This is a genomic window from Rufibacter soli (genome assembly GCF_054781795.1).
Map to the genome: position 1 here is coordinate 1,506,212 of NZ_BAAGTS010000002.1, position 12,848 is coordinate 1,519,059.

At 49.8% G+C, this 12,848-nt stretch carries 13 protein-coding genes; 6 read left to right on the forward strand and 7 right to left on the reverse strand.

The features are described 5' to 3' along the window. Positions 1-249 precede the first annotated feature (249 nt). Both ligA and ACYVJQ_RS08195 read right to left on the reverse strand, forming a co-directional pair. Entirely contained in the window at positions 250-2,301 is a 2,052-nt protein-coding gene (ligA, locus tag ACYVJQ_RS08190) for an NAD-dependent DNA ligase LigA (RefSeq protein ID WP_460892587.1), read from the reverse strand. A gap of 213 nt (positions 2,302-2,514) precedes the next feature. Then, complete coding sequence (locus tag ACYVJQ_RS08195; RefSeq protein WP_460892588.1) at positions 2,515-2,886, reverse strand: GxxExxY protein; 372 nt, start codon at positions 2,884-2,886, stop codon at positions 2,515-2,517. 133 nt (positions 2,887-3,019) lie between these two features. Between ACYVJQ_RS08195 and ACYVJQ_RS08200 the strand changes: the two genes are divergently transcribed. Further along, the gene (locus ACYVJQ_RS08200; protein WP_460892589.1) at positions 3,020-4,165 is read left to right on the forward strand and encodes a DEAD/DEAH box helicase; all 1,146 of its coding nucleotides are present in this window, start codon (positions 3,020-3,022) and stop codon (positions 4,163-4,165) included. Positions 4,166-4,264: 99 nt separating this feature from the next. Here the strand turns inward: ACYVJQ_RS08200 and ACYVJQ_RS08205 are convergent, their stop codons facing one another. Next, positions 4,265-4,981 carry a 3-ketoacyl-ACP reductase gene (locus ACYVJQ_RS08205; protein WP_460892590.1) on the reverse strand — a complete coding sequence of 239 codons (717 nt, stop codon included), beginning with the start codon at positions 4,979-4,981 and terminating at the stop codon, positions 4,265-4,267. Between the two features lie 359 nt (positions 4,982-5,340). On the opposite strand from ACYVJQ_RS08205, the gene ACYVJQ_RS08210 reads away from it, so the two are divergent. Then, a complete protein-coding gene (locus ACYVJQ_RS08210; RefSeq protein ID WP_460892591.1) occupies positions 5,341-6,159 on the forward strand; it encodes an alpha/beta fold hydrolase in 819 nt (272 codons plus the stop codon). Positions 6,160-6,253: 94 nt separating this feature from the next. Continuing rightward, positions 6,254-6,613, forward strand: a complete 360-nt coding sequence (locus ACYVJQ_RS08215) for a hypothetical protein (protein ID WP_460892592.1) — start codon at positions 6,254-6,256, stop codon at positions 6,611-6,613. Positions 6,614-6,701: 88 nt separating this feature from the next. Here ACYVJQ_RS08215 and ACYVJQ_RS08220 read toward each other — a convergent pair whose 3' ends face one another. Further along, the gene (locus ACYVJQ_RS08220; protein WP_460892593.1) at positions 6,702-7,445 is read right to left on the reverse strand and encodes a TapB family protein; all 744 of its coding nucleotides are present in this window, start codon (positions 7,443-7,445) and stop codon (positions 6,702-6,704) included. A 163-nt stretch (positions 7,446-7,608) separates the two neighbouring features. On the opposite strand from ACYVJQ_RS08220, the gene ACYVJQ_RS08225 reads away from it, so the two are divergent. The 3 genes from ACYVJQ_RS08225 (at position 7,609) to ACYVJQ_RS08235 (ending at position 8,998) form a co-directional block, all read left to right on the forward strand. Then, positions 7,609-7,815 (forward strand): hypothetical protein, encoded by a 207-nt coding sequence (locus ACYVJQ_RS08225; RefSeq protein WP_460892594.1) that lies wholly within the window; start codon positions 7,609-7,611, stop codon positions 7,813-7,815. Positions 7,816-7,818: 3 nt separating this feature from the next. Continuing rightward, positions 7,819-8,169 carry a hypothetical protein gene (locus tag ACYVJQ_RS08230; RefSeq protein ID WP_460892595.1) on the forward strand — a complete coding sequence of 117 codons (351 nt, stop codon included), beginning with the start codon at positions 7,819-7,821 and terminating at the stop codon, positions 8,167-8,169. Between the two features lie 253 nt (positions 8,170-8,422). Then, positions 8,423-8,998, forward strand: a complete 576-nt coding sequence (locus ACYVJQ_RS08235; protein WP_460892596.1) for a cytochrome c oxidase subunit 3 — start codon at positions 8,423-8,425, stop codon at positions 8,996-8,998. Positions 8,999-9,200: 202 nt separating this feature from the next. Here ACYVJQ_RS08235 and ACYVJQ_RS08240 read toward each other — a convergent pair whose 3' ends face one another. The 3 genes from ACYVJQ_RS08240 to ACYVJQ_RS08250 form a co-directional block, all read right to left on the reverse strand. Then, complete coding sequence (locus ACYVJQ_RS08240; protein WP_460892597.1) at positions 9,201-10,088, reverse strand: DUF3822 family protein; 888 nt, start codon at positions 10,086-10,088, stop codon at positions 9,201-9,203. 364 nt (positions 10,089-10,452) lie between these two features. Next, complete coding sequence (locus ACYVJQ_RS08245; RefSeq protein ID WP_460892598.1) at positions 10,453-11,589, reverse strand: FAD-dependent monooxygenase; 1,137 nt, start codon at positions 11,587-11,589, stop codon at positions 10,453-10,455. A 50-nt stretch (positions 11,590-11,639) separates the two neighbouring features. Next, entirely contained in the window at positions 11,640-12,725 is a 1,086-nt protein-coding gene (locus ACYVJQ_RS08250) for a 3-oxoacyl-ACP synthase III family protein (protein ID WP_460892599.1), read from the reverse strand. Positions 12,726-12,848 lie beyond the last annotated feature (123 nt).

Below are 12,848 nucleotides of genomic sequence, written 5' to 3' on the forward strand. Positions count from 1 at the left end.
AAGTTTCCAACTTTCCTGAGGCGCAAGACTCACCCCACGCATATCGTCCCCCTTTGAAGGGGGTAGGGGGATGATGCACGCATTCCCTTACAACTCTGAACTCAAGACTAAAAGCTCAGAACTCAGCGCAGCTATTTTGTTTCCAGCCCGTTTTTTCAAAAACAGGTCCAAAACGCCTCCGCCCGTGCTGTCAAAAAAGAGAAGCACGGGCGGGACGTTTTAAAAGTAACAAGCTAAATCATCAATGCTCTAGGCCAGCATCAAATTGAATTCTTCCTCGGTCACGATTTTCACACCTAACGTGGTAGCTTTTTCCAGCTTGCTGGGGCCCATTTTTTCACCGGCTACCAGGTACGAAAGTTTTTTGGAGATGGAGGAGACAATCTTTCCGCCGTTAGCGATGATCGTGTACTGGAGTTCTTCGCGGGAGTAGCCAGAGAAGACACCGGATACTACGAAGGTGAGGCCAGCTAGTTTATCAGAGGCTGGTTCTACTACGGTTACCTCGCCTAAGTCCAGTTGCAGTCCGTGGTGGCGCAGGCGTTCTACCAGGTGCACATTGGCCAGGTCCTGGAAGTATTCGCGCACCGAAGCGGCTATACGCCCCCCAATCTCGGGGACGGCAATCAGTTCTTCTTCGGTAGCTGCCTTGAGAGCATCAATATTGCGGAAGTGTTGGGCCAGCTTCTGGGCTACCGTATTGCCTACGAACCGAATTCCTAGCGCAAACAGCACCCGGTCAAAAGGAGCTTCTTTGGATTGCTGCAACGCCTTTAGAATATTTTCAACCGTGGTTTTCTGGAAGGTGACTACCCGGCTTTTGCCCGTCTCCTCGTTCACAAAGGTCTTTTTCAACCCGAAAAGCGTGTCATAGGTAAGGTCATAGAGGTGGTCTGGGCTGGTAACCAGGCCTTGCTCCACCAAAAGCTCAATTTTGCCTTCGCCCAGGCTCAAGATGTTCATGGCCTTCCGGCTGATGAAATGTTCCAGCTTGCCTTTCACCTGCGGCGGACAGCCTTTTTCGTTGGTGCAGTAATGGTTGGCCTCGCCTTCCTGGCGCACCAGGGCCGTACCGCACGAAGGGCAGACCGTAGGGTAGACAATAGGCTCGGCATTAGCCGGACGTTGCTCTGTTTTCACCGCTGTCACCTTAGGTATGATTTCGCCGCCCTTTTCTACAGTCACAAAATCATGCAGCATAAGGCCCAGACGCTCTATCTCATTGGCGTTGTGAAGTGAGGCCCGCTTAACAGTTGTTCCAGCTAACAGCACCGGTTTCATAAGAGCCACTGGCGTGACGGCGCCTGTGCGGCCTACATTGTACTCAATGCCCAGAAGCTCCGTAACAGCCTCCATGGCCTTGTATTTATAGGCCATGGCCCAGCGCGGGCTTTTGGCGGTATAGCCCAGTTCTTCCTGCTGGGCGTAGGAATTCACCTTTACCACAATGCCATCGGTGGCGATGGGCAATTCAAAGCGTTTGGTTTCCCATTCATGAATAAAGGCCATCACCTCTTCAATGGTGCGGCACTTGCGCCAGCTGCTGGACACGTTTAGGCCCCAGCGTTGCAGAGCTTCCAGACTCTCAGAGTGGCTTTCAAACAGAGTGGGCGTGCTCAGAAGGCCATAGGCGTACATGCTCAAGCGGCGTCGGGCTACTTCTTTGGAATCCTGCAGTTTAAGGGTTCCCGAGGTTGCATTTCTGGGGTTGGCCATGAGTGCTTCGCCTATTTCCTCGCGCTCCTTGTTCAATTCCTCAAATACATGGAACGGCATGAACACCTCACCCCGCACTTCTACCTCGGCTGGTATGTCTGGGCCTTGCAGATGCAGGGGCACGGTCCGGATGGTGCGCACGTTGGGGGTAATGTCATCGCCGCGGGTCCCGTCGCCGCGGGTGACGCCGGCGGTAAGGGCCCCGTTGGTGTAGGTGAGGCTCATGGCCACGCCGTCAAATTTCAGTTCGCAGATATATTCCACGTAGTCGCCGGTCACTTTGCGCACGCGGGTGTCAAATTCCCGTACCTCGTCTTCTGAGTAGGTATTGCTCAAAGAGAGCATGGGATATTTGTGCTTGACCGTAGGAAAGTTCTTGGTGATGGTGCCGCCCACGCGCTGGGTAGGGGAGTTGTCTGAGCGGAGCTGCGGGTTTTCCTCTTCCAGTTTCTGCAGTTCCACCAGCATCTGGTCAAACTCATAATCGGTTACCTCAGAAACGCTGTTTTGGTAATATTGGTAATTGAGGTAGTTCAGTCTATTGGTCAGCTCTACAATACGGGCTTCTGGGTTCTGCTCAGGCATGCGGTGTTGTGGTTGATTATGGGGAACAAAGATAAAGCAGGATTTTCTGGATTAAGGTAATTTTCAGGATTGGATTACTGATTCTGATGGTAGTTATGATTCAGGATTTAAGAACTGAGTTTGAGGGTAATTATGAATTGAGATTTTAATACTGGATCAGGTGGTGGCACTGGGCTCAAAAACATGGTTTATTTTAAAAACAGGTATAGCCGCCTATTTTTTGTTTGGGTAGATTTTCTTGTATTGGAGGCTGGTGCCGCCAAAGTTGATTAGTAGACCCACTGGGACAGAGTATGCCGATAAATAATTTTTGGCTTGGACCAGATGCAAATCTTCTAGGGTGCTCAGGGCCTTCAACTCTACTATCACTTTTTCATCTACCAGAAAATCGGCACGTCTGGTGCCAACAGGCAAGCCTTTATAGAAAATGGTCTGCTCTTTCTCCCGCTCAAAAGCTATACCTTCTTTATCCAACTCAATAGCTAAACTACGCTGATACATAATTTCCTGAAATCCCGCGCCCAATTCATTGTGGACACGCATGGCACATCCAATGATCTGATAAGTCAATTGATCTAAAGACAAAGGCCATCTTTTCAAATCAAGCCCCTTATACGTAACTAAGTTTAATTCTTATAACATACCTAATCCTGAAAATTACCTTAATCCTGAAAATCCTGCTTTATCTTTGTCTTTTATAATTCCTTTCCTTTAGTCTATGTCTTTTGCCCAACTAGGTTTATCTGCGGCCCTCTTGAAAGCGGCCGCTGCCCAGCAGTTTACCCAACCAACCCCTGTGCAGCAGGGCGTGATCCCGGAGGTGTTGAAGGGCAGAGACGTGTTGGGCATTGCGCAGACAGGCTCGGGGAAAACGGCGGCCTATGCCTTGCCCATCCTGGACAAGATGCAGACCAGCCGGGCTTTCAGGAACCGGTATGTGAAGACGCTGGTGCTGGTGCCCACCCGTGAACTGGCTTTGCAGGTAGGTGAAGTTTTTCTGGGGATCAGCGCCCATATGGTCATACAGATCAAAACGTTATCGGTGTTTGGAGGGGTGTCTATTAATCCCCAGATGATGAAACTGCAGGGCACCGATATCTTGGTGGCCACCCCAGGGCGTCTATTGGATCTGGTGGAAAACAAAGCTGTTCACCTATCTGACGTGGAGACCCTGGTATTGGATGAGGCCGATAAAATGCTAAACCTTGGTTTTGAGGAAGAATTGCGCCAAATATTAGCTCTGCTGCCCAAAAAGCGCCAAAATCTGCTTTTCTCGGCTACCCTGGATAACAAGGTAAATGCCATCCAGGAAACCTTGCTGCGGGAGCCGGTGACCATTGAAATAAAGGAAGAGGAAAGCACCGTTTCTGACCAAATCACCGAACTAGCCTACCTGGTAGACACAGAGCGTAAAGGGCCATTCTTGCGGTATTTGATCAAGCACCACCAAATGAAACAGGTACTGGTCTTTGTTTCCGCTACCCAGCGCGCCGACCACCTGGTGACCAAGCTGGCCACCAATGGCATAAAGGCCGTGGCCCTGCACAGCGGCAAAAGCCAAGGCGCCCGAACCGAGGCATTAGCGTTGTTCAAGAAAGGAAAAGTAGCGGTGTTGGTGGCTACTGATCTGGCGGCCCGGGGTATTGACGTGCCGGAGCTTCCGTACGTAATCAATTATGATTTGCCCCGCTCCTCAAAGGACTACGTGCACCGCATTGGCCGCACGGGCAGGGCGGCCGCCACTGGGGAAGCCCTCACGCTGGTTACCCCCGAAGATGCGCACCATTTCAAGATCATCCAGAAACAGACCAAGCGGGTTATTCCAACGCAAGAGACCAAAGACATTGATCTAAAGGGTTTTTAATCAGACCCCAAGTAGTTGCTTATAACGCAAAAAGCGTTTTGGGCCTGTTTTTAGAAAAACAGGCCCAAAACGCTTTTTGCGTTACTATCTGGCTTAATCCTATGGGTTAGTAGACCAGATGCCGGCATCCTTGATGAAAACCCGGCGGTTCAGTTTAAGCTGGCAAACCAGAAACTCAGCGAAGTCTTCGGGTTGCATCACTTTTTGAGGGTTTCCATCGGTGAGTTTCAATTCAACGGCCAGTTCGGTGGCCACAGTGCTGGGCGTCAAAGAAGTAACCCTGATATTGTTTTTCCTAACCTCCTGCATCAGAGACTCGGTTAAGCCAATAAGCCCGAACTTAGAGGCACTGTAGGCACTGGTAACGGCCGCCCCGCGCTGACCGGCCGTGGAGGAAATATTCACAATATCGCCGGTGTTTTTAGCGATCATGGCTGGCAACACGGCCCGTGTCACGTAGTAGGGCCCCATAAGATTTACCTTAATAATATTTTCCCACTGTTCGGGTTCCAGCTCTAAGAACTTGCCAAAGGTGGCAGTGCCGGCGTTGTTGATGAGAATGTCAATGAATCCCAGTTCTTGCTGTACATGCTCCACGGCCTCGTTCACGCTTTGGATATTCGTCACATCGGCGGTTACAATGGAGGTTTCCACGCCCAAGGCTTCAATTTCTTTGGCCACTTTTTCCAAATCACTTTTGGTTCGGGCCAGCAGGCCCACGTTTACCCCTTCATGGGCAAGCGCCAGGGCTACCGCCTTGCCTATCCCTTTACCGGCCCCTGTCACCAAGGCAGTTTTTCCTTTTAAAGATTCCATAATTGTAAGTAAATTCTGAGCAAAGTTAAAAGTTGTGCCGCAGCTTCCCTATGTGGGGGCGGTACCCTATGGGAAACGGTTCTGTTTCTAATAAGGTTAAGAATGAGAAAACCCCAGCCTTGCTCTTAGGTTCATACTACTTGGTTTCTTTAGCACCATTTTAGCTTGCGCCTATAGGGAATAAGACTTACTTGGCACACCTGACTCGGTATAATTTGGGGCAATTCCCTTGATTTTTGTCGGTTGGGTTCCATTTAACCCAAAAAATGGCGCCAGGCACGATGATTGGGAAAACAGGTTCGTATATTGCTAGGAGAGGGGAAGCAATGGGGCGTTGATTAGGTAAAAGCGAAAGTTCTATGAAGGCGGTTAAAAGAAACAATGTCACCATTAAGGGCAAAGGTGATAAAACCATGCTGTTTGCCCATGGGTACGGATGCGACCAGAACATGTGGCGGTACATCACCCCGGCCTTTGAACCAGACTTTAAGATAGTGCTATTTGACTATGTGGGATTTGGCAGGGCAGACACCACGGGTTATTCTTCCCAGCGGTATTCTTCGCTGCAAGCGTACGCAGATGACGTACTGGAGATTTGCGCCGAACTGGATCTGAAGGACGTAATCTTCGTGGGTCATTCGGTGAGCGCCATGATTGGGGTACTGGCTGCCATTAAGGAACCTTCCCTCTTTTCTAAGTTAGTGTTGATAGGCCCGTCGCCCAGGTATATCAATGACGATGATTACGTGGGGGGCTTTACCCAGGAAGGCATTAAGGGGCTGCTGGCTTCTTTAGACAGTGATTACCTTTCCTGGGCCAATGCCACCGCGCCTGCCATCATGGGAAACCCCAACAAGCCTGAACTGGGGCAGGAACTGGCCCAAAGTTTCTGCCGAAGCAACCAAGCCATCGCCAAGGATTTTGCCCGCGTCACCTTCCTTTCTGATAACCGCCAGGAGCTACAGGATCTGAAAACCGAGGCCCTTATTCTACAGTGTTCTGAAGACATAATAGCCCCGCAAGAAGTGGGCGAATATATGCACCAACAATTACCCAACAGCACTCTAGTGGTGCTGAACGCAACCGGCCACTGCCCCAACCTGAGCGCACCGGCAGAGACCATAGCTGCCATGAAGGCGTTTTTATCAGGTACTCTAGCCCAGCCAGTGGCTAACTAAAAGACAGCCTGGACTTTTAAGTCCTGAAAGAGGATACATGGATAAAAAGGAATTAAAAAAGGCGAATGGCGATGTATTTTTTGAGGCATATAGAATGCCGCACAACTCTTTTGTCTTTGTAAACTGGGTAGGCATTCAATCACTGGAAACCATGGTGATGGGTAGCAACCTGGTTCTTTCCTTGCTGCGGGAGAAATCCTGCCCCGGCCTTTTAAACAGTAACCGTGAACTTATCGGCCCCTGGGAAGTGGCCGTTCCTTACCTGGCCCATAAATGGGCGCCCGCGGCCAGAGAGTTAGGTCTCCGTAATTTTGCCCATGTCTTGTCTCCGGGCATTTTTGGGCAACGGTCTTATGAGAAATTCAGCCAGCAGGTACAGGATAGAGTCCTGCATGTAAGGGCATTTGAAGAGCAGGCCCAGGCAGAGGAATGGTTGCTTCTGCACCTGGTGTGAACCTTTCGCATGGCTTTTTGAGAGGTAGTAGGGGCTGTTTCCGTTTTGGGCACGTTTTTGTAAAAACAGGCCCGAAACGGAAACAACCTTATTTCTTAACCGACTGCGGACTATTTCTGAAGGAGATTAACTCCAGGCCTTTGGCTTTTTTACCGGTTTTGGTGGTAAATTGGCATTTGATGAGCCCGTGCTCAAGGGAGAAATACTCTTCTACCTTGTAAGTGTCTTTCAGGGCCATGCCCATAGCGTCCATGACCACTGCATATTCATAGGTAATCTTAAAGCAGTCAAAGGTGCCAGCCGGCGTTTTAATGGTCTCACGGCCCACCACTTGCCGGTTCTGGGCGACCATAGACATTTTGGTGATGGTGGTATTCGCGGAACGCACGCGCACGCCCAATCCGCCATTTGGCAATCTCTGGCCTACCTTCAGTTGTTGGGGGTAGGCAATATCAGTGGGGAGGTAATCAAAATCTTTCCCTTCAAACGCTTTCAGGGCCTGTTCGCGCAGCAGAAGCATGGCATCCAGATATAGAGTATCATTGGTGCACCGTATTCTAAATTCCTCCGCTGACTGGGACCGGTTGGTCTTGCCTTGCCGGGTACTCTTGAACGTGGTGACATACGCCCCATCTTCCGCTTTAGCTTGTTGGGTCACCTGGTTACTGAGCGTTCCTTTGTTGCGGCCCTTTTCCGTTACCTGGTACACAAATTGGGTTCCTTTGGTCAGCCCCAGGGGTTGCAGGCAATCCTGGGCCCAGGAAGCAAAGGGGGAAAAGCTAAATAAGAAGAGGAAGGTGAAGCCGATGCTTGAAAAGTATGGGTTTTTCATATAAGGTTCGCTTGCCCTAGATGGCGAGAAAGTTGAAAGGTATACGTAAAAGCACCCTTCATAGATATATTGTACTTTTCAGATTTTAAAAGGGAAAGATAACGGTCCGGGGCAGGGGCCGTACCTAATAGATACACAACAACAAAATCTACCTTAGGGCTTTATGGAAAACTCTACTCAAATAATTAATAAACTTTCTGAGCTGGCGCAGGTTGTTATTGAAACCCTGAAAACCCAGGAGAAAGACGTCACCCTTGATTTTCAGGACCTGTCTGTGGAAGGGCCCGGCCCCAAGGGCCAGCCCGGCAGTTGGCGGTTAAACGGGAAACTCACCTTGAAAACGAAGTCTAAAGGATCGGAAAGCAATTAAGCCATGGGCACTTTTCCATTTGACCTTTCGGCCCAGTTGGTATTGACTATTCAGGAAGACCACGTTTTGGTGGTAGCAGAGGAGAATTACGTTATTCTAAACTTTCAGGATCACCTGGCCCTAGAGCGGGTGCTGGAAAATATGCTTCCGGCCTCTTCGGGTAAAAGCAGCGGGGGCTTGGTACAAAGCCTGGAGAAATCTAAGGAATTGAACCAAATGATCTTGCGGGCAGGCCTTGTCATAGACATTCGGGTAAACAACAAAACCTATCTCCAGTTTGGCACGTCGGCCATGCCTAAAATCACGGCCAATGCCGTTCTGGGGAAAGTGGGCTCCTGGTTTAAAAAAGGCTAGGGCTGCCAGATTCTGGACAAGGCTGCAAAAATACACAGACCAAATCTGATATAAGGATTGCCCCATACAACGTTTTATACAGGAAAGGCATCTATTATAGAAAATAGAGTACCCGGCTAGTCTTCAGAAAGCAGGAAACCCCTGGGAATACCTGTAAGAGCAGGCCCGGCGCAAAAATCAGGAGTAGAAGAACGTCATGAAATCTGAGAATCAAAACAAAATAGGGACGGGCCAATCCTCTGGGTTTAAGAGAATGGAGAAGCTACCTCCGCTTAAAATGCTCCTGTATGTGAGCATGGCAGGCATGGGCATTCTCTTCTTCATCTTAACGCTTATGTTTTTGGCCAAAGTAGGGGCAGAAGAAACCGGGGCTACGTTTTCGTTGCCTAAGCTTTTCTCTGTGAGCACGGTGGTGCTTTTGCTGAGCGGTTTTTTTATGCAGCACACGCCCGGGCATTACGCCCAGGATAACCTACCTGCCTTAAAACGGGATTTGCTTTGGTCTTTGGTGCTGGGGTTTGCCTTTACCCTGGCCCAGGTAACGGGCTGGTATGAAATGGCCAATTCAGGGATATTCTTTTCAGACAAGGCGGCGGGTAGTTTCCTTTACCTCTTGCCTGCCCTGCATCTGCTGCACATTGCCGGTGGCTTGGCGTTCTCTTCCTACCTATTCATAAAGGTAAACAGGGCCGCGTCTGACCCCATTAGATCGCTAATCTTCAACCGTGACCCTTACCGCCTCATGCAACTGCAGATGCTACGCAGTTATTGGCATTTCCTGGACGGTATCTGGGTGCTCCTTTATTTTATCTTCCTCTTTGCACTCTGAGTTTAATGAGTGAAGGAATGATTGAGTGAATGAGTGAATAGAGGGGGGAATAAAAAGGGAATGCGTTTTAAGGCTCTTTTTTGGAAAACAGCTCCAAAAGAGGAGGGTGGTTTATTTGAAGTGTGCTGGTGAAGTAATTATCCAATCACTCACTCATTCACTCACTCACTCATTCACTCAATCACTCCTTCACTCATTAATATTAATCACAAAAGTGAAGGCTGTAGAGGTCAAAGTTACGGTGGTTGAAGAGGGTGTCGAACCGGTAACTGTAGCCTACACCGGTGGGTTTTTTACCGAACTGCACGTTTCTGATGTATTTTCGGAGCACCTCATGCAATTCTGAGTTTAACAGGAGTTCGCCCCAAACTACCACCTGATCCAGGTCTGGGTTCATTTTTTTCTCCTGTAGCACAAACAGCACATAGTAGATGAAGTCCTCTGAGCTGGAGAAGAAGAAGGAATTACAGAATTCCAGCCGAAGGTTCTGCAGCACCACCAGGGTTACGTAGTTATTGTCTACATATATGGAAAGCTGCGGGCTGGTCTTGCGTTCAGACATATGCAGGAAACCTTCCATCAACCCCGAGGTTTGGTGCATGAATTCAATGGGGCTATCCTGAAAATGGGAACTAAGCCAGGAATGCAGTTGGGTAGGTACCGTGAAAACGTTCACCAGCTCCAGGCGAGGATGTTCATGGTGAAATATCATTTCCTGCTCAGGCTCCACCACCGCATTCAACCGTAGGTATTCTTCTCGGGCATTGACCACAAAAAGCGCTTCGGGAATAAGGGTAAACTGCTGGTTTTTGATACCCACGCGAATTTGCTGCCATTTACGCTCCTGAAATAAGGGATTGCTTTGGCCCAGGCGCTGCAAGGCGGCAACGGCTCCTTCTACTGTGGCCAGTTTTTCAGACTCATAGTCTTCCAGGGCCACAAATTTATTACGTTGCGCATCTAATACTCCTACCCGAATACGATGGGCACCAAAACTGATGTACAAATGGGCGCTGGCACTGTGGCTGGGTTCAAAAGCATCGTCTAAAACGCGTTGCGTCTGTCTGAAAGCCGGCACGGACGTTGTCAAGGGTAGGGAGTCTAATGAGAGGTTCACTGCAATATTACTGAATTTATGCCTACTCCCCATGCAGCGGTGCCAGATAGAAAGGAAAACTGCTTCCTGGAAAATTCCTTAGGCTCAGATAACCTTAAGGTTAGAAAAAATTGCCATAGATGGAAAATTGACAGATTCAAATGTAGACTTTCCGTTAGGCCATTTGTTTCCTCACTTTTTGAGGCTTAATGAAGCCAGCCTATCGGTTAGGGATTTTCCTGATTTCGCATAATCACCTTAAGGACACAAAGTACTTTACTTCTACTGATTTGCCGCTTTGGGCCTGTTTTTCAGAAAATGGCCTCAAAACGCAAATGGCGAATTGAATTGACCTTTGTTAAAAATCTACGCGGTACACTTTCTCTAACTGCTTTTCATTGACCCAGGCGGGTAAATGCCGCAGCGCAAAATTACGGGCTCCAATGAAGAGAGGATTCTGGGCCTGCGCTACCTCTCCCAGGAATCTGGACTGACGGGTGATCCAATGGGTACGGGGCCGGCGGCGTGTTTCAAAGCGCTTGGCCGCCAGGTTAAAGTCGAAATCCTTCGCCAGTTCATCAGCAAAAACCACGGCATCTTCTACGGCCTGGCAAGCCCCTTGGCCCATATTGGGGGTGGTGGCATGGCCGGCATCGCCCAGCAAGAGCAGGTTTTGGAAGGCAAACTGGTCTATGGGGGCCACGTCGTACAGGTCATGCCAGAGCAACTGCTCGGGTTTGGTATGGCTAAACAAGTCTGGGATAGGGAAGTGGTAATCCTTAAAGTGGTGCTCCAGGTCTTCAACCCGCATGGCTTTCATGGCGGGGCTGTTCTGGGGCGCATTAATGCAGGCAAACCAGTAAATCTTGTTGTTTTTAAGGGGAGTCCAGCCTACGCGGCCAGCTTTTCCCCAGGTTTCTGAGGCATAGATGCTTTCAAAGCCAGGGTTGTCTATAATGGCCCGCCAGCAGGTATAGCCCGCGTACCGGGGGGTAGCAGTAGGAATTAGTTGTTGCCGGATACTTGAGTTGATGCCATCTGCCACCAGCACATGGTCAAACGTCCGGTGGTCGCCGTCCAGGAAATGAACGGTGGCCCCGGAAACAGAAAGATCTACGTGGGTAGCTTTTTTGTTGGGATGCAGGGCCGTGGTCGGAAGGTGGCGCAAAAGCACTTGGTGCAGGTTGGCCCGATGAATCACAAAGTTGTCCAGGCCGTATTTCTCACTCATAGCCCGGCTATCGGTGCGGTTGATCAGGCGGCCCTGCGCATCAAAGATATGGAAGCCATCCAGGCAATTGCCTTCGGCTATCACTTCCTGAGCCATACCCAGCCGCTGGAATCCTTTTATAGCGTTGGCCGCCAGGGCCAATCCGGCACCTACGGGTTCAAACCGGGGAGCGGCCTCAAAGATCTCCGCATGAATGCCTATTTTCTGCAGGGCCAAAGCGGTACAAAGGCCGGCAATGCCGCCCCCAATAATGCCAAGGTTCATTTTTGGTGCGGTGGAAGCGCTGGCCAAGAGAAAGGTTGCTTTATAATTGGTTAAGGAATTCTATAAACCACTGCATTGGCGTTCATACCGGCCCCCACAGAAGCAAACACCACAATATCGCCGCGCTTAAATTGGTGCCCGGGCTTTTCGCCCCTGGAGATCAGGTCATAGAGGATGGGCAGGGTAGCCACAGAATTGTTGCCCAAGGTATTGATGGTCATGGGCATGATGTCCTCAGGGATGTTTTCTTCCTGGTAGAGTTTGAATAAGCGCTCCAGCATGGCCTCATCCATTTTCTCGTTAGCCTGGTGGATCAATACCTTTTTCACCGAAGACAGTGGAATATGGGCTTTGTCCAGACAGTCTTTGATTAACTGCGGAACGGTTTTAAGGGCGTACTCATAAATTTTACGCCCATCCATTTTAATATAAAGGTCTTCCTGCGGTGCCTCTGGGTTATAGGAAGGCGAGGAGTTAAGCCAAAATGACTGGGTAAGGGTATCTGATACGGTCAGATGCTGAAGCACGCCGCTTTTTGACTCTGCTAGGCGGGCCTCCAAGATTACGGCACCGGCACCGTCTGAGTAGATCATGCTGTCGCGGTCGTGGGCGTCAGACACGCGGGAGAGGGTTTCGGAGCCGATGACCAGAATCTTTTTGGCATCACCAGACAGCAGAAAATAGTGCGCTTGAATGAGGCCTTGCAACCAGCCGGGGCAGCCAAATGGCAAGTCATAGGCCACGGTATAAGGATTGGCAATCTTAAGTTTATGCTTGATCCGGGAGGCCAGGGGCGGCATCATGTCCACGCGGCGTGAATTGGCTTTTACGTCACCGAAGTTGTGGGCCACAATAATGTAATCCAGGGTTTCGGGATCTATTCCGGCATTTTGGATAGCTTCCTGTGCAGCCATAAAACCAAGGTCTGAGGCTACCAATTCTTCTGAGGCGTATCTTCTTTCCTGGATGCCGGTTATCTGCTGGAATTTCCTGATGATGATTTCATTGGGGCTATCCATCTGTTTACCGGCGGCGTCAAAGAAAACGTGGTTCAGGAAAGCCTCATTTGGAACTACCTGGCTGGGAATGCATCTCCCGGAGCCGGTAATAACAGTGGAATGGGTAAGGGGTGCCATAAAGGGTGTACTAGGTATGGGGTAAAAGGAGCAGGAAAGGTTGGGTTTCTGTTTGGACCACTTAAGGGCTTTTCATCAGGCCAACCTTTCAGGCCAGGTATTTTTCAGGTAGGCCTTTCTGCC